This is a genomic window from Tistlia consotensis USBA 355 (assembly GCF_900177295.1).
GTDB classification, from domain to species: domain Bacteria; phylum Pseudomonadota; class Alphaproteobacteria; order Kiloniellales; family DSM-21159; genus Tistlia; species Tistlia consotensis.
This window is the reverse complement of sequence record NZ_FWZX01000029.1, coordinates 19,728-40,076: the sequence shown is the minus strand read 5'-3', so window position 1 is coordinate 40,076 and position 20,349 is coordinate 19,728. Positions and strand designations below refer to the sequence as shown.

Annotated in this window: 18 protein-coding genes; 6 read left to right on the top strand and 12 right to left on the bottom strand. The window is 73.1% G+C overall.

The window, feature by feature from the left end:
- Positions 1 to 25: 25 nt before the first annotated feature.
- Both B9O00_RS25460 and B9O00_RS25455 read left to right on the top strand, forming a co-directional pair.
- Positions 26 to 703 carry a winged helix-turn-helix domain-containing protein gene (locus tag B9O00_RS25460; protein WP_085125536.1) on the top strand — a complete coding sequence of 226 codons (678 nt, stop codon included), beginning with the start codon at positions 26 to 28 and terminating at the stop codon, positions 701 to 703.
- Complete coding sequence (locus B9O00_RS25455; protein WP_143596345.1) at positions 687 to 2,075, top strand: HAMP domain-containing sensor histidine kinase; 1,389 nt, start codon at positions 687 to 689, stop codon at positions 2,073 to 2,075. The genes B9O00_RS25460 and B9O00_RS25455 overlap by 17 nt, the downstream gene beginning before the upstream one ends.
- 10 nt (positions 2,076 to 2,085) lie before the next feature.
- Here B9O00_RS25455 and gltA read toward each other — a convergent pair whose 3' ends face one another.
- Both gltA and gltX read right to left on the bottom strand, forming a co-directional pair.
- Positions 2,086 to 3,408, bottom strand: coding sequence for a citrate synthase (gltA, locus tag B9O00_RS25450; RefSeq protein WP_085125534.1), 1,323 nt, complete (start codon positions 3,406 to 3,408; stop codon positions 2,086 to 2,088).
- Between the two features lie 135 nt (positions 3,409 to 3,543).
- The gene (gene gltX, locus B9O00_RS25445) at positions 3,544 to 4,938 is read right to left on the bottom strand and encodes a glutamate--tRNA ligase (protein ID WP_085125533.1); all 1,395 of its coding nucleotides are present in this window, start codon (positions 4,936 to 4,938) and stop codon (positions 3,544 to 3,546) included.
- 207 nt (positions 4,939 to 5,145) lie between these two features.
- On the opposite strand from gltX, the gene B9O00_RS25440 reads away from it, so the two are divergent.
- The gene (locus B9O00_RS25440) at positions 5,146 to 7,335 is read left to right on the top strand and encodes a ComEC/Rec2 family competence protein (protein WP_143596344.1); all 2,190 of its coding nucleotides are present in this window, start codon (positions 5,146 to 5,148) and stop codon (positions 7,333 to 7,335) included.
- A 10-nt stretch (positions 7,336 to 7,345) separates the two neighbouring features.
- Here the strand turns inward: B9O00_RS25440 and B9O00_RS25435 are convergent, their stop codons facing one another.
- The 7 genes from B9O00_RS25435 to B9O00_RS25405 all read right to left on the bottom strand — a co-directional run bounded on the left by B9O00_RS25435 (position 7,346) and on the right by B9O00_RS25405 (position 12,877).
- A complete protein-coding gene (locus B9O00_RS25435; protein WP_085125531.1) occupies positions 7,346 to 7,738 on the bottom strand; it encodes a hypothetical protein in 393 nt (130 codons plus the stop codon).
- Positions 7,739 to 7,766: 28 nt separating this feature from the next.
- Positions 7,767 to 8,468, bottom strand: coding sequence for a transcriptional repressor LexA (gene lexA / locus B9O00_RS25430; protein ID WP_085125530.1), 702 nt, complete (start codon positions 8,466 to 8,468; stop codon positions 7,767 to 7,769).
- A gap of 175 nt (positions 8,469 to 8,643) precedes the next feature.
- Positions 8,644 to 9,858: a molybdopterin molybdotransferase MoeA gene (locus B9O00_RS25425; protein ID WP_085125529.1), complete on the bottom strand. Its 1,215-nt coding sequence runs from the start codon at positions 9,856 to 9,858 to the stop codon at positions 8,644 to 8,646.
- 17 nt (positions 9,859 to 9,875) lie between these two features.
- A complete protein-coding gene (moaC, locus tag B9O00_RS25420; RefSeq protein ID WP_085125528.1) occupies positions 9,876 to 10,364 on the bottom strand; it encodes a cyclic pyranopterin monophosphate synthase MoaC in 489 nt (162 codons plus the stop codon).
- Positions 10,364 to 11,170, bottom strand: coding sequence for an indole-3-glycerol phosphate synthase TrpC (trpC, locus tag B9O00_RS25415; RefSeq protein WP_085125527.1), 807 nt, complete (start codon positions 11,168 to 11,170; stop codon positions 10,364 to 10,366). The genes moaC and trpC overlap by 1 nt, the downstream gene beginning before the upstream one ends.
- Positions 11,171 to 11,193: 23 nt before the next feature.
- The gene (gene trpD / locus B9O00_RS25410) at positions 11,194 to 12,231 is read right to left on the bottom strand and encodes an anthranilate phosphoribosyltransferase (RefSeq protein WP_085125526.1); all 1,038 of its coding nucleotides are present in this window, start codon (positions 12,229 to 12,231) and stop codon (positions 11,194 to 11,196) included.
- A 13-nt stretch (positions 12,232 to 12,244) separates the two neighbouring features.
- Positions 12,245 to 12,877, bottom strand: a complete 633-nt coding sequence (locus B9O00_RS25405; protein WP_085125525.1) for an anthranilate synthase component II — start codon at positions 12,875 to 12,877, stop codon at positions 12,245 to 12,247.
- 174 nt (positions 12,878 to 13,051) lie between these two features.
- On the opposite strand from B9O00_RS25405, the gene B9O00_RS25400 reads away from it, so the two are divergent.
- Both B9O00_RS25400 and cueR read left to right on the top strand, forming a co-directional pair.
- The gene (locus tag B9O00_RS25400; RefSeq protein ID WP_085125578.1) at positions 13,052 to 15,829 is read left to right on the top strand and encodes a heavy metal translocating P-type ATPase; all 2,778 of its coding nucleotides are present in this window, start codon (positions 13,052 to 13,054) and stop codon (positions 15,827 to 15,829) included.
- On the top strand, positions 15,826 to 16,233 hold the full coding sequence (gene cueR, locus B9O00_RS25395; RefSeq protein ID WP_085125524.1) for a Cu(I)-responsive transcriptional regulator: 408 nt from the start codon (positions 15,826 to 15,828) through the stop codon (positions 16,231 to 16,233). The genes B9O00_RS25400 and cueR overlap by 4 nt, the downstream gene beginning before the upstream one ends.
- Before the next feature lie 23 nt (positions 16,234 to 16,256).
- Here cueR and B9O00_RS25390 read toward each other — a convergent pair whose 3' ends face one another.
- From B9O00_RS25390 to B9O00_RS25380, 3 genes are all read right to left on the bottom strand, one after another.
- Entirely contained in the window at positions 16,257 to 17,027 is a 771-nt protein-coding gene (locus B9O00_RS25390) for an FkbM family methyltransferase (RefSeq protein WP_085125523.1), read from the bottom strand.
- A gap of 225 nt (positions 17,028 to 17,252) precedes the next feature.
- A complete protein-coding gene (locus tag B9O00_RS25385) occupies positions 17,253 to 18,044 on the bottom strand; it encodes a class I SAM-dependent methyltransferase (RefSeq protein ID WP_085125522.1) in 792 nt (263 codons plus the stop codon).
- A gap of 108 nt (positions 18,045 to 18,152) precedes the next feature.
- Positions 18,153 to 19,076, bottom strand: coding sequence for an AraC family transcriptional regulator (locus B9O00_RS25380; RefSeq protein WP_089229803.1), 924 nt, complete (start codon positions 19,074 to 19,076; stop codon positions 18,153 to 18,155).
- Positions 19,077 to 19,289: 213 nt separating this feature from the next.
- On the opposite strand from B9O00_RS25380, the gene B9O00_RS25375 reads away from it, so the two are divergent.
- A complete protein-coding gene (locus tag B9O00_RS25375) occupies positions 19,290 to 20,345 on the top strand; it encodes an aldo/keto reductase (RefSeq protein ID WP_085125521.1) in 1,056 nt (351 codons plus the stop codon).
- Positions 20,346 to 20,349 lie beyond the last annotated feature (4 nt).

Below are 20,349 nucleotides of genomic sequence, written 5' to 3'. Positions count from 1 at the left end.
ACGACCCGAGGGACCGACCCCGACCGTGAAAGTGCTGCTGATCGAGGACGACGCCGACACGGCGGACTACATCGTGCGCGGGCTGCGCGAGCGCGGCGACTTGGTCGACCACGCGGCGACTGGCCGCGACGGCCTGTTCCTGGCCAGCGACGGCCAGTACGACGTGCTGGTCCTGGACCGGCTGCTGCCCGGCATGGACGGCCTGCAGGTCGTCAAGCTGCTGCGCGAATCCGGGGTCGAGGCGCCGGTGCTGTTCCTCAGCGCCCTGAGCAGCCTGGACCACCGGGTGACCGGGCTCGACGCCGGCGGCGACGACTACCTGGTCAAGCCCTTCGCCTTCTCGGAGCTGACCGCGCGGCTGCGCGCCCTGGTCCGGCGGCGGCCGCTCAACCAGCCAGATGCCGAGCTGTCGGTCGGCGACCTGACGCTCAACCGCCTGACCCGCCAGGTCCAGCGCGGCGGCCAGACGATCGAGCTGCAGCCGCGCGAGTACCGGCTGCTCGAGTACCTGATGCAGCACGCCGGCGAGGTCGTCACGCGCACGATGCTGCTGGAGCACGTCTGGGAGTACAATTTCGAGCCCAAGACCAGCGTCGTCGAGACCCACATGAGCCGGCTGCGCGCCAAGGTCGACCGACCCTTCGCCGAGGAGCTGATCCGGACCGTCAGGGGAGCCGGCTATGTCCTTGCGCCAGCCGGCTAAGATCCTCTCCTCGGCCTCGTTCCGGCTGACCATCGTCTACGTCGGCCTGTTCGTCGTCGGCGTGGTCTCGCTGCTGCTGGCCGGCGGCACCGCCGCGGTCTGGTACATCGAGCGCGACCTGCGCGGCGACGTCGAGCGGGAGATCGTGCGCCTGCGCCAGCTCGAGCAGGCCAAGGGCCTGGCGGCGCTGGCGGTCGAGCTCGACGCCCGGACGCCGAACTTCCAGGACACCGGCTTCCTCTACGGCCTGAGCCGGGGCGGGCAGGGCCTGCTCGCCGGCAGCATGACGGCGCTGCCCGGCCGCGCCGGCTGGTTCGAGTACAGCGCGCTCGACGACGACGAGCCGATGATCGCCAAGGCGGTCGGCCTCGGGAACGGCATGCTGCTGGCGGTGGCGGTCAACTCCGAGCTGCTGCACGACACCACGGCGCTGGTGCGCAACGGCACCAGCTGGACCTTCGCCATCGCGGTGCCGCTTGCGCTGATCTGCGGCTGGATGATGGCGGTCATGGTGCTGCGCCGGATCGACGGCATCGCGCGGGCGACCGAGCGGATCCGCGACGGCGGGGTCGCGACCCGGATCCCGCTGCACGGCACCGGCGACGAGTTCGACCGGCTGTCCGGCAACATCAACGCTATGCTCGACGGCATCGAGGCCCTGACCCAGGACGTCGAGATGGTCTCCAGCGGCATCGCCCACGACCTGCGCACGCCGCTGACCCGGGTCCACAACCGGCTGGAGGCGCTGCGCTTCGAGGACCCCGGGCCGGAACGCCGCGACCGCCTGGTCGTGGCGGCGCTCGACGAGGTCGACCAGCTGCTCGCCACCTTCGACGCCCTGCTGCGCATCGGCCAGATCGATTCCGGGACGACGCGCGCCAGCTTCCTGCCGGTCGACCTCTCGGCGCTCGCCGCCGAGCTCGCCGAGACCTACGAGGCCGTGGCCAGCGAGGCCGGCAAGCGCTTCGCCTCGACGATCGCCGCCGGCCTGACGGTGCGCGGCGACCGGGCGCTGCTGACCCAGATGGCCGCCAACGCGCTGGAGAACGCGATCGAGCACACGCCGCCGGGCGCCAGCCTGTCGCTGGAGCTGGCGCGGCGCGGCGGCCGGCCGCTGCTGGCCGTCGCCGACGACGGGCCGGGCATCCCCGAGGCCGAGCGCGAGCTGGTCTTCAAGCGCTTCTACCGGCTCGACCGCAGCCGCTCGACGCGCGGCAACGGCCTGGGCCTCAGCATCGCCCGCTCGATCGCGCTGCTGCACGACGCCGAGATCCGCCTGCTCGACAACCGGCCGGGGCTGCGGCTCGAGGTGCTGTTCCCGTCACCGGGACAGGCGGCCCGGCCGGCGCCCTCGGCGCTGGCCGAGGCCTGAGGGCCGGCGCTCAGCCGCGCTGGTCGAGGGGCTTGTAGGCGCGCTCGGTGTAGCCCTTGTAGAGCTGGCGCGGCCGGCTGATCTTCTGCTGCGGGTCCTCGATCATCTCGGTCCACTGGGCGACCCAGCCGACCGTGCGGGCCAGGGCGAAGAGCACGGTGAACATCGAGGTCGGGAAGCCCATCGCCTTGAGGATGATGCCCGAATAGAAGTCGACGTTCGGGAACAGCTTCTTCTCGACGAAGTAGGGGTCCTCCAGCGCGATCTTCTCGAGCTCCATGGCCAGCTCGAGCAGCGGGTCGTTGCTGTCGCCCAGCTCCTCCAGCACCTCGTAGGCCGACTGGCGCAGCACCTTGGCGCGCGGATCGTAGTTCTTGTAGACGCGGTGGCCGAAGCCCATCAGGCGGAAGGGATCGTCCTTGTCCTTGGCGCGCGCCAGGAACTCCGGGATCTTGTCCTTGTGGCCGATCTCCATGAGCATGTTGAGCACCGCCTCGTTGGCGCCGCCGTGCGCCGGGCCCCAGAGGCTGGCGATGCCGGCGGCGATGCAGGCGAAGGGATTGGCGCCCGACGAGCCGGCGATGCGCACCGTCGAGGTCGAGGCGTTCTGCTCGTGGTCCGCGTGCAGGATGAAGATGCGGTCCATGGCGCGCGCCATGACCGGGCTGACCTTGTACTCCTCCGCCGGCACCGCGAAGGTCATGTAGAGGAAGTTCTCGGCGTAGCTGAGGTCGTTGCGCGGATAGACGAAGGGCTGGCCGATCGAATACTTGAAGGCCATCGACGCGATCGTCGGCATCTTCGCGATCAGGCGGTGCTGCGCGACCATCCGCTGGTGCGGGTCCCGGATGTCGGTCGAGTCGTGGTAGAAGGCCGAGAGCGCGCCGACCACGCCGCACATGATCGCCATCGGGTGGCTGTCGCGCCGGAAGCCCCGGAAGAAGTACATCATCTGCTCGTGCAGCATCGTGTGGTAGGTGATGTTCTTCTCGAAGGACTTCATCTGCGCCTTGTCCGGCAGCTCGCCGTGCAGCAGCAGGTAGCAGACCTCCAGGAAGTTGGACTGCTCCGCCAGCTCCTCGATCTTGTAGCCGCGGTGCATCAGCACGCCCTGGTCGCCGTCGATGTAGGTGATCGCGGACTCGCAGGACCCGGTCGAGGTGAAGCCCGGGTCGTAGGTGAACATGCCGGTCTCGGCGTAGAGCTTGCGCACGTCGATCACCCGTGGCCCGACCGTTCCCTCCAGGATCGGAAAGTCCCAGCTCTTGCCGGTCGTGTTGTCGGTCAGGGTTGCCGTTGCGTTCTTGCCATCCGCCGCCACGTGACTCTCCATGTTCCCTAGAGGAAATGCGCGGATATCGGCCCGCGCCCTTGGTTGCGGCGCAGCATACTGAGCGGGCCGCCGTCGATCAATTGCGTCGCTCCGCCGCCCTGCGTCGCGTGAAATTCAGGGGTCGGCGAACGCCGCTCAGGGTGGCGCGAGACGGTCGTCGAGCCGCGCCAGCGTCTCGTCGCGCCCCAGGATCGCCGCCGCCTCGAAGATCGGCGGCGAGACGTTGGAGCCGGTCAGCGCGGCGCGCAGCGGCTGCGCCACGGCGCCGAGCTTGAGCCCGGCGGCCTCGGCGAAGGCCCGCGCCTCGGCCTCGATCGCCTCGGCGGTCCAGTCGGCCAGCGACGCCAGGCGGGGGCGCAGCGCGGCGAGGGCCTGGAGCGCCTCTGCGGTCAGCAGCTTCTCCGCCTTCTCGTTCAGGACCAGCGGCCGCTCGGCGACGTAGAAGGCGCCGAGCTCGGCCAGCTCCTTCAGGGTCTTGGCGCGCGCCTTCATGCCGGCCATGCCGGCCGTGAGGCGGCCCAGCGCCGCCGGCGAGGGCGCCGGCTCGAAGCTGCCGGCGACCAGCCCGGCGAGGCGCGCGTCGTCGGCCTCGCGGATGTAGTGGCCGTTCAGGTGGTTCAGCTTGTCGAAGTCGAAGCGCGCCGGCGAGCGGCCGACGCCGTCGAGGTCGAACCACTCGATCGCCTTGTCGGTCGGGATGATCTCGTCGTCGCCGTGCGCCCAGCCGAGGCGCAGCAGGTAGTTGCGCAGCGCCTCCGGCAGGTAGCCCATCTCGCGGTAGGCCTCGACACCGAGCGCGCCGTGGCGCTTCGACAGCTTGGCGCCGTCCGGCCCGTGGATCAGCGGGATGTGCGCGAAGGCCGGCGGCTCCCAGCCGCACAGCCGGTAGAGCTGGGTCTGGCGGAAGGCGTTGGTCAGGTGGTCGTCGCCGCGGATCACCGTGGTGATGTCCATGTCGTGGTCGTCGACCACGACCGAGAGCATGTAGGTCGGCGTGCCGTCGGCGCGCAGCAGCACCATGTCGTCGAGCTGCGCATTGGCGACCGTGACCTCGCCCTGGACCAGGTCGGCGATCGTCGTCTCGCCCTCCTGGGGCGCCTTCATGCGCACGACCGGCGGCACGCCCTCCGGCGCCTCGGCGGGGTCGCGGTCGCGCCAGCGGCCGTCGTAGCGCAGCGGCCGGCCCTCGGCGCGCGCCGTTGCGCGCATCTCCTCCAGCTCGGCCGGCGTGGCGTAGCAGTAGTAGGCGCGGCCCTCCGCGACCAGGCGGCGGGCGACCTCGGCGTGCCGCTCGGCACGGGCGAACTGGTAGACGACCTCGCCGTCCCACTCCAGGCCGAGCCAGGCCAGGCCGTCGAGGATCGCGGCGATCGCGGCCTCGGTCGAGCGCGCCCGGTCGGTATCCTCGATGCGCAGCAGGAAGCGGCCGCCGTGGTGGCGGGCGTAGAGCCAGTTGAACAGCGCCGTGCGGGCGCCGCCGATGTGCAGGAAGCCGGTCGGCGAGGGGGCGAAACGGGTGACGGGAGGCATGGCCGGCGTCGGGTCCTGTGGTGGGTCAAGGTGTCGGGTCGGGCTGTCTAGCACGCGGCGACGGTCGCCGCACCCCCGAGGCGCCGCCCGCTGCCGGCCACCTTGCCGCGGGCGCGCTGCTGCATTTGCCGCCTGGGCGTGCTCAACTGTCCGCCAGGTGCAACCTGTTCGGGCGGTCCTCGTGGCGCGCGGGAGGCGCGGGCGGTCGTGATCCCAGGCTTCGGCCGGCAGATAGGGGCCCTGGTCCAGGCGGCCCGCCCGCAGGCGGCGCTCTGGCTGCCGGTGCTGCTCGGCGCCGGCATCGCGCTCTACTTCGCGCTGCCGCTCGAGCCGCCGCGCTGGCTGGCGCCCCTGGTCGTCGGCCTGCTCGGCTTGCCGCTGCTGCTGCTCTGGCGCCGCGCCTGGATCGGCCCGCTGCTGCTCGCGGCTCTGGCCGCCGCGCTCGGCTTCCAGCTCGCCCAGCTGCGCAGCCTGGCGGTCGCCGCGCCGGTGCTGCAGCAGGAGCTCGGGCCGGTGCGGCTGCAGGCGACGGTCGAGCGGGTCGAGCGCGACGGCGAAGGCCGCCGCCTCTGGCTCGGCGAGGCCCGGATCGGGCGCCTCCCCGGGGCGGCGACGCCGGAGCGGCTGCGCGTCTCGCTGCGCGGCCTGGAGCCCGAGGTCGGGCCCGGCGACCGGATCGCGCTGCTGGCGATCCTGCGGCCGCCGCCGGGGCCGGCGACACCCGGCGCCTACGACTTCGCCCGCCGGGCCTGGTTCCTCCGGCTCGGCGCCGTCGGCTTCGCGCTCGGCAAGCTGGAGCGCCTGGCACCGGCGGCCGGCGGCGAGCCGGGCCTCGGGGCGCGGCTGACGCGCTGGCGCGACGGCCTGCGCCAGGCCATCGCCGAGCGGGCGCTGGCGGTGCTGCCGGACCGGCGCGGCGCGGTCGCGGCGGCCCTGACCGTCGGCGAGCGCGGCGCGATCTCGGAGCCCGACCTGGCGGCGCTGCGCAACAGCGGCCTGGCGCACCTGCTGGCGATCTCCGGCCTGCATCTGGGGCTCGCCGCCGGCGCCGTGTTCTTCGCCCTGCGCGCCGGGCTGGCCGCGGTGCCGGCGCTCGCGCTGACCCGGCCGATCAAGAAGTGGGCGGCCGCCGCGGCGCTGGCGGCCGCCTTCGGCTACCTGCAGCTGGCCGGCGCCAGCGTCACCGCGCAGCGCGCCTTCGTCATGGTCGGCCTGGTGCTGCTCGCCGTGCTGCTCGACCGCACCGCCCTGACCCTCCGCCTCGTCGCCTGGGCCGCCGCCGCCGTCCTGCTGCTGGCGCCCGAGAGCCTGGTCAGCGCCTCCTTCCAGCTGTCCTTCGCCGCGGTCGTCGCGCTGGTCGCGGCCTGGGAGCTGTGGCGCGGCTGGCGGGAGCGGGGGCGGGGCCTGAGAGCCCTGGCGCGCGGCGAGAGCCTCTGGCTGCGGCCGCTCGGCTACCTCGCCGCGCTCGCCTTCACCTCGCTGATCGCGGGCCTCGCGACGGCGCCCTTCGCCGCCTACCACTTCAACCGTCTGGCGCTCTACGGCCTGGTCGCGAACCTGCTGGCGGTGCCGGTCGCGGCCTTCCTGGTCATGCCGGCCGCCCTGCTCGCGCTGCTCGCCATGCCCGTCGGGCTCGACGCGCCCTTCCTCTGGCTGCTCGGCGAGGGCATCCGGGCGATCCTCTGGGTCGCCGGGATGGTCGCCGGCTGGCCGAGCGCCGTCGCCCTGGTGCCGGCGATGCCGGGCTGGGGCCTCGCGGCGGTCGCGCTCGGCGGCCTCTGGCTCTGCCTCTGGAAGCCGCCGGCGCTGCGGCTCCTGGGGCTGCCGCTGCTGCTGCTCGGGCTGGCCTCGCCCTGGACCCGGCGGCCGCCCGACCTGCTGGTCGCCGAGGACGGACGCCTGGTCGCGGTGCGCGGCGCCGGCGGCGGGCTCGCCCTGTCGAGCGGCCGGCGGGCGCGCTTCGTCGCCGAGCAGTGGCTGCGCCGCGCCGCCCTCGACGAGGGGCTGGACTGGCCGGACGCCGGTGCCTCGGTGCCGGACTGGCTGCGCTGCGACGGCTACGGCTGCCTCTACGAGACGCGCTGGGGCCGGATCGCGCTGCCCGAGGACGCCATGGCGCTGCTGGAGGACTGCCGCGCCGCCCGGGTCATCGTCACGACGCTGTCGGTGCCGCGGGCCTGCGGCCAGGGCCCGCCGGCGCCGCAGCTGATCGTCGACCGCTGGCGGCTGTGGCGCGAGGGCGGCCAGGCGATCCGCCTGTCGGCCGCGGGCATCTCCGTCGAGACAACCCGCGAGGCCCGCGGCGAGCGGCCCTGGGTCCGCCGTAGCGACCGCCCGCGCCGGCCGCCGTGGGCCGCGCCCGAGGGCGCGGAGGATGGCGACGCTGAGGGCGACTGATCGTGCAGGCCTAATTGGCTTCCGGAGACGAGATCTTCGATGCCGAAGCGCGGTGGCGTCGGACCGCCTCAATGCAGGCGAAGACAGCGATCGGGATGCCGAGGGGAACGGTCGCCACTTGGAAGAAGAACCCCCAGGCGAACAGAACGTCGCCCAGCGGAAGCGCGCAGGTGCCGAGCAGGCTGAAGCACTGCGCCAAGGGCGCGTAGCGCTCGCCGGCATGGGCCAGGACGAGCAGCGCGGTGAAAACGAAGGCGACATCGCCCAGCGCGCGCCAGAGCGTCGTCTCAAGGGCGGAGAGGCCCCAGAATCGTCCCACACACTTGCGAATGACCCAAACCGGCAGCGTCAGCGTGAGGGCGATGACAAGGGTCGTCGGGACGGCGTAGACCAGAAGAATCATCGCCGCGCCTGCCGGCCCGCCGACAGCCTCAGTAGCGGCGGATCAGGCCGACCAGGCGGCCCTGGATCGTGACGCGGTCGGGCGGGAAGAGCCGGGTCTCGTAGTTGACGTTGGCCGGCTCCAGGGCGATCGCGCCCTGGCGGCGGCGCAGCCGCTTCAGGGTGACCTCCTCGCCGTCGACCAGGGCGACGACGATGGCGCCGTTCTCGGCGTAGTCGGTCTCCTCGATGATCACCGTGTCGCCGTCGTGGATGCCGGCGTCGATCATCGAATCGCCCTCGACCTCGAGGGCGTAGTGCTTGCCCCGGCCGATCAGGGTCGGCGGCACCTCGACGAAGCGGTCCTCGTTGCGCAGCGCCTCGATCGGCGTGCCGGCGGCGATGCGGCCGTAGAGCGGCAGGCTGCTCGCCTCCAGGCCGGCCTCGCTGGCCTGCACCGGCCGGCCGATCGGCTTGCGCGGCTCGGCGCGGCCGCCCTGGATGACCGCCGGGGCGAAGCCGGCGCGGCCGGTCACGTCCTCGGGCAGGCGCAGCACCTCGATGGCGCGCGCCCGGTGCGGCAGGCGGCGGATGAAGCCGCGCTCCTCGAGACCGGTGATCAGACGGTGGATGCCGGACTTGGATTTCAGGCCGAGCGCGTCGCGCATCTCGTCGAAGGAGGGCGAGACGCCGTGGTCGGCGAGGTACTTCTGCAGGTAGGTCAGCAACTCGTGCTGTTTACGCGTCAGCATGGTCCGTATTCCCCCCGGTGCGCGCTGACATCGACGACAGAACCTGGCGAGCGATGACGGTTACGACACGGTTACAGGCTGGAACGAAGCGAAAACTTATCGGGACGTTCTATCAATGTTCCAGGGTGTCGTCAAGCAACCGGAGAGTAACAGAAGTGACGTCTTTTGACGCGCCTCAGAGCGACAGCAGATCGCCGTCCAGGGGCAGGTAGGCGATCGGGTCGCCGGCGGCGGCGGGCGGCGCGTGGGGCGCCCGCACGACCAGGCCCTCGGCCTGCGACAGCACCGCCAGCATCGAGGAATCCTGCCGCGGGAAGGGGCTGGCGACGACCGTGCCGTCGGGCTGGCGCTCGAGCCTGCTGCGCAGGTAGTCCTGGCGCCGGTCGTTCTGCTTCAGCGGCACGCCGAGCCGGGCCGGCAGCAGCCGGTGCGGCGGCCGCTCCAGGCCCTGCAGGCGCTCCAGGACCGGGCGCAGGAAGAGGGTGGCGCAGACCACGGTCGAGACGGGGTTGCCCGGCAGGCCGAGCAGCGGCGTGCCCTGGATCCGGCCGAACATCAGCGGCTTGCCCGGGCGCATGGCGATCTGCCAGAAGTCAAGCTCCAGGCCGCGCTCGCCGAGCGCCTGGCGTACCAGGTCGTGCTCGCCGACCGAGGCGCCGCCGGTGGTGACCAGCAGGTCGGCGCCGCGCGCCTCGCCGGCCAGGGCCTGCAGCGAGGCGGCGTCGTCGCGGGCGATCGCCAGCAGCAGGGGCTCGCCGCCGCAGGCGCGCACCGCGGCCGAGAGCGACAGGCCGTTGGAGCTGACGATCTGGTTCGGCCCGCGCGGCTCGCCGGGCATGACGACCTCGTCGCCGGTCGCCAGGATCGCGACGCGCGGCCGGCGCCGCACCGACAGCCAGGGCCGGTCCATGGCGGCGGCGAGGCCGACGTCGCGGGCGGTCAGGCGCCGGCCGGCCTCCAGGCCGACCTCGCCGGCCCGGAAGTCGAGCCCGGCCGGGCGCACGTAGTTGCCCTGACGCACTGATTCGAGCACGCGGACCCGGCCATCCAGCGCCTCGGTGTCCTCCTGGATGACGATCGAGTCGGCGCCCTCGGGCAGCGGCGCGCCGGTGAAGATGCGCACGGCCTGGCCGGGCTGCAGCCGGCCGTCGTGGCTGCTGCCGGCCGGCACGTGGCCGACGACCTCGAGCTCGCAGGGCACCGCCGCGACGTCGGCGGCGCGCACGGCGTAGCCGTCCATCGCCGAGACCGCGGCCGGCGGCTGGGTCGCGCGGGCGACCAGCGGCTCGGCCAGGACGCGGCCGAAGGCCTCGCCGATCGGCAGCACCTCGGCGGGCAGCGGCTGGAAGCCGGCGAGGATGCGCTGCAGGGCCTCCTCGACCGAGATCATTGGGCGGTCTCCATGGCTCAGGCGGCCTCGTAGCCGCCGGACTTGCCGCCGGCCTTGTGGACCAGACGGATCTCGCCGATGCGCATGGCGCGGTCGACCGCCTTGCACATGTCGTAGACGGTCAGCGCCGCGACCGAGACGGCGGTCAGGGCCTCCATCTCGACGCCGGTCCGCCCGGTCAGCTTGCAGGTCGCCTCGATCTCGACGGCGTTGCGCTCCGGGGCCAGCCGGAGGTCGACCTTGACCGAGGCGAGGGCGAGGGGATGGCAGAGCGGGATCAGCTCCGGGGTGCGCTTGGCGCCCATGATGCCGGCGAGCCGCGCGACCGACAGCACGTCGCCCTTCTCGACGCCGCCGTCGCGGATCAGCGCCAGGGTCGCGGGCTGCATGACGATCTCGCCGCGGGCCGTCGCCGTGCGCTCGGTCTCGGCCTTGGCCGAGACGTCGACCATGACCGCCTTGCCCTCGGCGTCGAAGTGGGTGAAGCCGCCGCCCGACCCGCCCATCAGGCCGCCTGCTCGTCGCCGGCGAAGAGCGCCCGGGTCGCCGCCGTGACGTCGGCCTGGCGCATCAGCGATTCGCCGATCAGGAAGGCCCGGGCGCCGGCGCGGCGCAGGCGGGCGATGTCGGCCGGCCCGTAGACGCCGCTCTCGCCGACCAGGAAGCGCTCGCGCGGGACCCGCGGCGCCAGCGACTCCGTCGTCGCAAGGTCGACCTGCAAGGTCTTGAGATTGCGGTTGTTTATGCCGAGCAGCGGCGACTTGAGGCTGAGCGCCCGCTCGAGCTCCGCGGCGTCGTGCACCTCGAGCAGCACGTCCATGCCGAGCTCCAGCGCCGTGCTCTCCAGCTCGGCCGCCTGCGCGTCGGAGAGGGCCGCCAGGATCAGCAGCACGCAGTCGGCGCCGAGCGCCCGGCTCTCCAGGATCTGGTAGGGCTCGAGCATGAAGTCCTTGCGGATCACCGGCAGCCCGACCGCGGCGCGCGCCGCGATCAGGTGCGCGTCGCTGCCCTGGAACCAGGGCTCGTCGGTCAGCACCGACAGGCAGGAGGCGCCGCCGGCGGCATAGGCCTCGGCTAGGCGCGGCGGGTCGAAGTCCTCGCGGATCAGGCCCTTGGAGGGCGAGGCTTTCTTGATCTCGCAGATCAGGGCGAAGCCGTTCCTGAGGCAGCCGGCCTTGAGCGCGGCGAGGAAGCCGCGCGGGCGCGAGGCCGCGGCGGCCTCGGCGGCGAGCCGCGCTTCCGGCCGGATCGCCTTGCGCGCCGCCACGAAGGCGCGCTTGTCGTCGCAGATCCGTGCCAGCACGTCGCTCACCGGGACTCTCCTCCCTCGTCTGTTCAGACCGGCGTTTTGCCGTCGGTCACCTGGATCAGGCGCTCCAGCACCCGCATCGCCCGGCCGCTGTCCAGCGCCTCGGCCGCCTTGGCGACGCCCTGCTTCAGGTCGCCCGCCTTGTCGGCAACGATCAGGGCGGCCGCCGAGGTCAGCAGCACGGTGTCGCGGAACGGGCCGTGCTGGCCGCCGAGCAGGGCGCGGATCGCCGCGGCGTTGGTCTCGGCATCGCCGCCCTTGAGGTCGTCGGGGCTGCAGCGCGGCAGGCCGGCGGCCTCCGGCGTCACCTCGAAGGTCCGGACCCGGCCGTCGGCCAGCGCCGCGACCCAGCTGGTCCCGGAGGTGGTCAGCTCGTCGAAGCCGCCCTCGCCGTGGAACACCCAGGCCTTCTCGTGGCCCAGGCCCTTCAGCACCTCGGCCAGCGGCTCGATCCAGGCCCGGTCGAAGACGCCCATGATCTGGCGCCTGACCTTGGCCGGATTGCACAGGGGCCCCAGCAGGTTGAAGATCGTCCGGGTACCGAGCTCGACCCGGGTCGGCCCGACGTGGCGCATCGCGCTGTGGTGGCGCGGCGCCATCAGGAAGCAGGTGCCGACCTCCCAGAGCGCGCGCTGCACCGTCGCCATGTCGGTCTCGACGTCGATGCCCAGCGCCCCCAGCACGTCGGCGGCGCCGCTCTTCGAGGACAGGGCCCGGTTGCCATGCTTGGCGACCGGCACGCCGCAGGCCGCGACGACGAAGGCGGCGGCCGTCGAGATGTTGTAGGTGCCCTTGGCGTCGCCGCCGGTGCCGCAGGTGTCGATGGCGCCGGCCGGCGCCTCGATCGTCGTCATCTTGGCGCGCATGGTGCGCGCGGCCCCCAGGATCTCGTCGACCGTCTCGCCGCGCACCCTGAGCGCCATCAGCAGGCCGCCCATCTGCGCGGGCGTGGCGTTGCCCGACATGATCACGTCGAAGGCGCGCTCAGACTCCTCCAGGCTCATCGGCCGGCCGGTCGCGACCTCCGCGATCAGGCTGCGGATCTCCTTCAGGTCCCCCTGCATCGGCCGCTCCCGGTCAGGCGGCCGTCGCCGCGGCGGCGGCCGGCAGCGGCCGGATGTCGTTCATGCCGGCGAGACGCAGGAAATTGCCGAGCAGGCGGTGGCCATGCTCCGAGGCGATCGATTCCGGGTGGAACTGCACGCCGTGGATCGGCAGCTCGCGGTGCTGCAGGCCCATGATCACGCCGTCTCCCCCGCCTTCCGATTCGGCCTCGGCGGTGATCTCCAGGCAGTCGGGCAGGCCCTCGCGGGCGACGACCAGCGAATGGTAGCGGGTCGCGGCGAAGGGCGAGGGCAGGCCGGCGAAGACGCCGCGGCCCTGGTGGACGACCTGCGTCACCTTGCCGTGCATCGGCGCCGGGCCGCGCACGACCCTGCCGCCGAAAGCCTCGCCGATCGCCTGGTGGCCGAGGCAGACCCCGAGCAGCGGCAGCTTGCCGGCGGCCTTGGCGATCAGCTCGAGGCAGATGCCCGCTTTGGGCGGGTCGCAGGGCCCGGGCGAGAGGATGATGCCCTGGGGCTTGAGCGCCAGCGCCTCGTCGGCGGTCAGCGCGTCGTTGCGCCGGACCTCGAGCTCCGCCCCCAGCTCTCCCAGGAAGTGGAAGAGGTTGTAGGTGAAGCTGTCGTAGTTATCGATCAGCAGGAACATCAGCGCCTTACCGGACGGAGCGGAGAGGAGGGCCAAGCGGGCCGACGGAGGTTTATAGCAGGCGCGGCGCCGCGGAAGAAAGACGCCGGCTGAAGGCCCAGTTCAGCGCGACGGCGGAGGCCGCTCTATCCGTCTCTTGACCTTCCAGCTACTGGAAGCTCCATCTTGGCCGGCATGACCGATTCCATCATCGAAGATCCCGCGGCCGCGACCTCGCCACGCGCCCTGGCGCTCCGGGTCGAGGGCATGCATTGCGGTGGCTGTGCCGGCAAAGTCCGGCGCGCGCTCGAGGCGGTCGAGGGCGTCGCCTCGGCCGAGGTCGACCATGCGGCCGGCCGCGCCGAGGTGACGCTCGCGGACGCGGCGGTCGAGCCCGGGACCCTGCTCGCAGCCCTGCGCGAGGCGGGCTATCCGGCCGGGCTGGAGGCGCCTGGCGAGGCGCCGGCCGCGGAGCCTGCGGACCGGACCACCGTGCTGCGGGTCGAGGGCATGCGCTGCGGCAACTGCGCCGCCAAGGTGCGGCGGACGCTCGAGGCGGTCGAGGGGGTCGCCTCGGCCGAGGTCGACCACGCCGCCGGCCGTGCCGAGGTCGCCCTGGCCGATCCGCCGGCCGCGCGCGAGCGCCTCGTCGCCGCGCTTCAGGCCGCCGGCTATCCGGCGGCGCCCTGGAGCGAGCCCTCCGCCGCGCCCTGCCGTCCGGCCGCGGTGGACGAGGCGCCGGCCGACACCACCGGCCGGGCGGCGAGCAGCAGCCTCGATCTCGCGATCGAGGGCATGACCTGCGCCAGCTGCGTCGCCAGCGTCGAGAAGGCGCTGCTCGGCGTGCCGGGCGTCGCCAGCGCCAGCGTCAACCTGGCCAATCGGCGGGCCCGCGTCGGGCTGGAGCGCGCGGTCGCGCCGGCCCTGCTGGAGCGGGCCGTGGCCGAGGCCGGCTACAAGGCCGAATCCCTGAGCGGCAGGCCCCGCTCGGCCGCGGCCGAGTCCGCGGCCGAGCAGCGCAGGCTGCGCCGCGACCTCGCGACCGTCGGGATCGCGGCGCTGCTGACCCTGCCGCTGGTCGGCCAGATGGTGCTGTCGCTCCTCGGCATCGACGCCAGCCTGCCGCCGCTGCTGCAGCTCGCCCTGGCCGCGCCGGTGCAGTTCTGGGCCGGCGCCCGCTTCTACCGGGCCGCCTGGCCGGCGCTGAAGCGCGGCCGCGGCAACATGGACCTGCTGGTCGCGCTCGGCACGAGCGCCGCCTTCGGCCTCAGCCTGGTGCTGACCCTGACGGCGGGGGCCGCGATGCTGTCCTGGCACGGGCCCCACCTCTACTACGAGGCGGCCGCCGCGGTCGTGACCCTGGTGCTGCTCGGCCGGGTTCTCGAGGAGCGGGCGCGCCACCGGACCTCGGCAGCCGTCCGGGCGCTGCTGGCGCTGAAGCCCGAGATCGCCCATGTCGAGCGCAACGGCGCCTGGACCGACCTGCCGGCCACGGAGCTCAAGCTCGGCGACCGCATCGCGGTCCGGCCGGGCGAGCGGGTGCCGGCCGACGCCGAGGTGCGCGACGGCGAGAGCCAGGCCGACGAGGCGCTGCTGACCGGCGAGAGCCTGCCGGTCGACAAGGCGCCGGGCGACGCCCTGGTCACTGGCTCGATCAACGGCAGCGGCCTGCTGATCGCCGAGGTCACGGCGACCGGCGAGGCGACGCGCCTGGCGCGCATCGTCCGGCTGGTCGAGGGCGCCCAGGCTTCGAAGCCGCCGGTGCAGAAGCTGGTCGACCGGATCAGCGCGGTCTTCGTGCCGGTCGTCGTCGCGATCGCCCTGGTCACGCTCGCCGGCTGGCTCGTCGCCGGTGCGGCGCTCTCGACCGCGATCCTGCACGCCGTCGCGGTGCTGGTCATCGCCTGTCCCTGCGCGCTCGGCCTCGCGACCCCGGCGGCGATCATGGTCGGCATGGGCGTCGCCGCGCGCAACGGCGTGCTGATCAAGGACAGCGCGGCCCTGGAGGCGGCGCGCCGGCTCGACACCGTGGTCTTCGACAAGACCGGCACCCTGACCCTGGGGCGGCCGAGCCTGGTCGAGACCGTCGCGGCCGCCGAGGGCGGGGCGGAGGCCCTGCTGCGCCTCGTCGCCTCGGCCCAGCAGGGCAGCGAGCATCCGCTGGCCGGCGCGATCCTGGCCGCGGCCAGCGAGGCCGGCCTCGGCCTGTCGGCGCCCAGCGGCTTCAAGGCGCTCGCCGGCCGCGGCATCGAGGCCGAGGTCGAGGGCCGGCGGCTCGCCGCCGGCAACCGCCGGCTGATGGCCGAGCGCGCGGTCCCGACCGCGGCCCTGGAGGAGGCGGCCGGCCGGCTGGAGCGACGCGGCCTGACGGTCGTCTGGGTCGCGCTCGACGGCGTGCCCGCCGGCCTGCTGGCGCTCGGCGACGAGCTCCGGCCCGGCGCCGCCGAGGCGGTGACGGCGCTGCAGACCCGCGGCCTGGAGGTCGTGCTGCTGACCGGCGACAACCGGCGCGCCGCCGACGCCGTGGCGACGGCGGCCGGCATCCCGCGGGTCGTCGCCGAGGTGCTGCCCGAGGACAAGGCGGCGGAGATCGCACGGCTGCAGGGCGAGGGGCGGCGGGTCGCCATGGTCGGCGACGGCGTCAACGACGCGCCGGCCCTGGCCCGCGCCGAGCTCGGCATCGCCATGGGCGAGGGCAGCGACGTCGCCCTCGAGACCGCGCCGGTGGCGCTGATGCGCGCCGAGCCGCTGCTGGTCGCCGAGGCCGTCGATCTGGCCAAGGCGATCCATCGCAAGATCGCCGAGAACCTGTTCTGGGCCTTCGTCTACAATGCCGTGGCCATCCCCTTCGCCGCCTTCGGGCTCCTGAGCCCGGTGGTTGCGGGGGCCGCGATGGCGCTGTCCTCGGTCTCGGTGGTCGGCAACGCCCTGCTGCTCAACCGCCACCGGAGCAGGGTGCGGAGAGCGAGATGAACATCGGAGAGGCGGCCGAGCGCTCGGGCGTGCCGGCCAAGACGATCCGCTACTACGAATCGATCGGCCTGATCGCCCCGGCCGAGCGCAGCGAGGGCGGCTACCGGGTCTACGACGCCCGCGAGGTCGAGACCCTGCGCTTCGTGCAGCGCGCACGCAGCCTGGGCTTCTCGATCGAGCAGGTCTCGGCGCTGCTCGCGCTCTGGCGCGACCGCGGCCGGGCCAGCGCCGACGTCAAGGCCATGGCCCGCGGCCAGGTCGCCGCGATCGACCGCAAGATCGCCGAGCTGCAGGGCATGCGCGACACCCTGGAGCACCTGATCGAGCGCTGCCACGGCGACCACCGCCCCGACTGCCCGATCCTCGAGGACCTGGCGGGGCAGGGAACCGGCGCCGCCGGATAGCGGCGGGGCAGCCGGCGCAGATCCTAGTGCCAGACCCTGAAGTGGGTCCCGCTGTCCTTCAGGTGCCTGATGAGCCGCGTCTCGCGCAGCCGTTCCGCGCGGCGCCTCGGGTTCTTCAGGAAGAACGAGTGGAACTCGACATAGAGGGTGTCGATGTAGCGGAGAAGGTCGCGCTCGATGAGCCCTTCGAGGAGGTCGTTCTCGGCGCCCTCGACGTCGAGCTTCACGACGATGGTGTCGTAGCGTTCGCCGCTCGATCTGATGTAGTCGCAGAAGTCGATCGCCGGGACCTCGAGCGCCTCGCCGGCATCGGCGTCGTAGAAGACCGAGTGCTGGTGCCGGTTGACGGAGGCGCCCGTGGAAAGCGGGCCGCCTTCGCGCTCGGTGATCCCGAAGAGGCGGAGGGAGCCGCTGCGGGTCGAGAGCGCGGCGGGATGGAGCCTGACGATCGCGCGGTCGAAGCCGGCGAGCTTCCTCCTCAGGGGCTCGATGCAGTTCGGGTTGGGCTCGAAGACGTCATATTCGACCCGTCCCGGCGGAAAGTAGGACGAGAAGAACCTGAAGCCGCCGCCGAGATGGCCGCCGCCGTCGACGAACAGGACCTTCCCGGCCGGCGCCCTGGCCCTGAGTATTCTCCCGGAGTCCTTCCAGGCGTAGTAGCGCTCGACGAGCGGAGCGGGGCTCCGGCGGATCAGGGCGGCCAGCAGGTGCGGGTGCGTGATCGCGGCGCGGGCGTGGGCGACCAGCTCGCGCCATGCGACGGTGCCGAGAAGCCTTCCCAAGGATGTCGGCATGCGCGGCTTCGATCGGCCTTGCCCGTTCCGAAGACGCGATGATGCCCTGGCGGGTCGAGGCCTTCAATCCCGATGGAGCGGGAATGGTCCGGCTGTCCAGCCATGCGGGGTCTCGCGGTCGCGGACCTTCGACATAGCGGGGCGGGGCCGAGCCGCTCGACCGGACCGCCGTGGCCCGGGAACGGAGGGAAGGCGGTCCGGGCGCGTCGCCACGAGGGCGCGGCCTCAGCCCTCGTCGACGGGCTCGGGCGGCTCGCCGATGCGCAGGGCGAGCTGGCGGCGGCCCATGGTCATGTCGGTGACGTGGCGGAGCAGGGGGCGCAGGGACTCGTGGAGCGGCAGCTCCTCGACCGGCCGCTTCTGGAAGCGCCAGAAGACGGCGCGCACGAAGTCGCCCCAGACGTCCGCGCCGTAGTCGACCTCTCCGCCGGCCGGCTTGGCAACGGTGTGCAGGTCCTCGATGACGTAGAGGGCGCCGGGCCTCAGGTAGCGGGACAGGGTCACGAAGCTGATGCGCTGGTGCTCGCTGACGTGGCTGCCGTCGTCGATGACCAGGTCGAAGGGACCGTGGTTGCGGGCGAGGCGCTTCAGCGCCTTGGGGTCCGACTGGTCGCCCCGGACCACGGCGATCCCCTCGGGCAGGTCCTTGAGGGTGGGCTTGATGTCGAGCCCGACGACCCGGGCCTGGGGGAAGAGCGCGCGCCAGAGCAGCAGGCTGCCGCCGCCCTTGACGCCGATCTCCAGGATGCGCTCCGGCGCGAGGTCGTAGCCGCGGATCAGCCGGCGATAGAAGGCGAGCGAGTCCTCGGTCTTGTGGACGATCGCGGCGCGCGACAGCACGCCCTTCTCGACGAACTCCTGCAGCGCCTCGAAGTCACGGGTATGGCGCCTCAGCATCTGCGCGGCCAGGGCCTCGGCCAGCTTGCTCTGCAGCAGCCGGGTCGCTAGGCTCCTGGCCGCCTTGAGCTCGCCGCGCAGGCGGCGGACTTCGGAGGGAGTCGCGAAGGGGCCGAACACGAGAGCTCCTGCAGCGGGCGAGGGACCGGAAGCGGGGGTGCGGCGCCCCGTCGCGCCCCGGTTGCCAGACCTGCCGGATTTCGGCGCCGCGGGCAAGCTCTCCGCCGCTCAGAGCGGCTGCGCGACCTCCTCCCGCTCCTCGACCGAGGCCTGGCGCAGCCGTGCCGCGTCGCGCCGCGGCGGGGCGCCGAACAGCCGGCTGTACTCGCGGCTGAACTGCGACTGGCTCTCGTAGCCGACCGCGAAGGCGATGCTGCCGGCCGAGGCCTGGCGGGCGAGCAGCTGGCGCCGCGCCTCCTGCAGGCGGATGCGCTTCTGGAACTGCAGCGGGCTGAGCGCGGTCACGGCCTTGAAGTGGCGGTGCAGGGACGAGGCGCTCATGCCCGCGACCTCGGCCAGCGCCTCGATGCGCAGCGTCTCGGCGTAGTGGCGCTGGATCCAGTCGATGGCGCGGCCGACCTGGGAGATCCGGCTGCCGGCCAGGGCGATCTGGCGCAGCATCGCGCCCTGGCGGCCGAGCAGCAGGCGGAACAGGATCTCCTGGCGGGCCAGCGGCGCCAGCACCGGAATCTCCTGGGGCCGGTCGAGCAGGCGCAGCAGGCGCAGCAGCGGGTCGAGCAGCTCGGGCGTCAGGCCGTGCATCGCCATGCCGGCGGTCGCGCCGTCGACGGCCGGGAGGTCGGGGGCGGCTTCGGGCAGCTCCAGCAGCAGGGCGGCCAGCGTCGCCGGCTCAAGGTCCAGGGAGCAGGCGAGATAGGGCCGCTCGGGACTGGCCTCGACAATCTCGCCGCTGACCGGCAGGTCGACGGAGACCAGGAAGTAGTCGCCGGCGCGGTAGTCGAACAGCCGCTCGCCGAGCAGTACGCGCTTGCAGCCCTGGGCGACGACGCAGAAGCGTGGCTGGTAGAAGCCGTGCATCGGCGCCGTGGTGGCGTCCGAGCGCATCAGGGTCAGGCCGGACAGCGGGCTGTGGCAGAGGCCGCCGCCGCAGTGGCGCCGGATCAGGTCGCGCAGTTCGTCCAGAGGCTCCATCGGCTCTCCCGGCATTTCGGTCATAGCAGCAAGAATAGGCATCCGAGCGCGCCTGGAGGATGGTCCGGCCGGCTTTTTGACAGGATCGGGCAAAAAACACGGGACATCGGGCTAAGCCGCCGGGGCCGCAGAAGACATCTCGAAAGGGTGCGGCCAGCGCTCCGGGCGTCCGGGCCGACCGCCCGATTCCCGATCAAGCGAGAGGGCTCAGCCTTGCGATACAACAAGCTCGGCCGGACCGGCCTCTATGTTTCCGAGCTCTGCCTCGGCACCATGACCTTCGGCGGCGGCGAGGGCATCTGGCGTCAGGTCGGCACCGTCCAGCAGCAGGAGGCCGACGCCCTGCTGCGCACGGCCCTCGACGCCGGCGTCAACCTGATCGACACCGCCAACGTCTACTCGGCCGGCCTGTCGGAGGAGATCACCGGCCAGGCCTTGCGCAACCTCGGCATCCCCCGCCACGAGGTCGTCGTCGCGACCAAGGTCTTCGGCCGCATGGCGCCCGGCCCGAACGGCGCCGGCGCCTCGCGCGGCCACATCCTCGACCAGGTCGAGGCCAGCCTGAAGCGCCTGCAGCTCGACCATATCGACCTCTACCAGATCCACGGCTTCGATTCGCAGACCCCGATCGAGGAGACCCTGGAGGCGCTCGACCTGCTGGTCCGCCGCGGCCAGGTCCGCTACCTCGGCGTCTCCAACTGGGCGGCCTGGCAGGTCGCCAAGGCCCTGGGCGTCGCCGAGCGCCGCAACCTCTCGCCGATCCGTTCGCTGCAGGCCTACTACAGCCTGGCCGGCCGCGACCTGGAGCGCGAGATCGTGCCGATGCTGGCCTCTGAGCAGGTCGGCCTGCTGGTCTGGAGCCCGCTCGCCGGCGGCCTGCTGTCGGGCAAGTACGGCCGCCACCAGGCGGCCTCCCAGGGCAGCCGGCGCACCACCTTCGACTTCCCGCCGGTCGAGCGCGACCGCGCCTACGACGTCATCGAGACCCTGCGCGCGATGGCCAGGACCAAGGGTTGCACCGTGCCGCAGCTGGCGCTCGCCTGGCTGCTGCACCAGCCGGCCGTGAGCAGCGTGATCCTGGGCGCCCGCCACGTCGACCAGCTGGCCGACAACCTGGGCGCCGTCGAGGTCGAGCTGACCGCCGAGGAGCTGGCCACGCTCGACACGGTCAGCGCGCTGCCGCGCGAGTACCCCGGCTGGATGCTGGAGCGGCAGGGCGAGCAGCGCCAGGAGGCGGCGGCGCCACGCCAGCCGAAGCGGGCCGCTTGACGGC

Bases quoted from the DNA above. Each gene is read 5' to 3' on its own strand.
- gltA (WP_085125534.1), bottom strand. From the start codon at position 3,408: ATGGAGAGTCACGTGGCGGCGGATGGCAAGAACGCAACGGCAACCCTG.
- gltX (WP_085125533.1), bottom strand. From the start codon at position 4,938: ATGCCTCCCGTCACCCGTTTCGCCCCCTCGCCGACCGGCTTCCTGCAC.
- B9O00_RS25435 (WP_085125531.1), bottom strand. From the start codon at position 7,738: ATGATTCTTCTGGTCTACGCCGTCCCGACGACCCTTGTCATCGCCCTC.
- lexA (WP_085125530.1), bottom strand. From the start codon at position 8,468: ATGCTGACGCGTAAACAGCACGAGTTGCTGACCTACCTGCAGAAGTAC.
- B9O00_RS25425 (WP_085125529.1), bottom strand. From the start codon at position 9,858: ATGATCTCGGTCGAGGAGGCCCTGCAGCGCATCCTCGCCGGCTTCCAG.
- moaC (WP_085125528.1), bottom strand. From the start codon at position 10,364: ATGGGCGGGTCGGGCGGCGGCTTCACCCACTTCGACGCCGAGGGCAAG.
- trpD (WP_085125526.1), bottom strand. From the start codon at position 12,231: ATGCAGGGGGACCTGAAGGAGATCCGCAGCCTGATCGCGGAGGTCGCG.
- B9O00_RS25405 (WP_085125525.1), bottom strand. From the start codon at position 12,877: ATGTTCCTGCTGATCGATAACTACGACAGCTTCACCTACAACCTCTTC.
- B9O00_RS25400 (WP_085125578.1), top strand. From the start codon at position 13,052: ATGACCGATTCCATCATCGAAGATCCCGCGGCCGCGACCTCGCCACGC.
- cueR (WP_085125524.1), top strand. From the start codon at position 15,826: ATGAACATCGGAGAGGCGGCCGAGCGCTCGGGCGTGCCGGCCAAGACG.
- B9O00_RS25390 (WP_085125523.1), bottom strand. From the start codon at position 17,027: ATGCCGACATCCTTGGGAAGGCTTCTCGGCACCGTCGCATGGCGCGAG.
- B9O00_RS25380 (WP_089229803.1), bottom strand. From the start codon at position 19,076: ATGGAGCCTCTGGACGAACTGCGCGACCTGATCCGGCGCCACTGCGGC.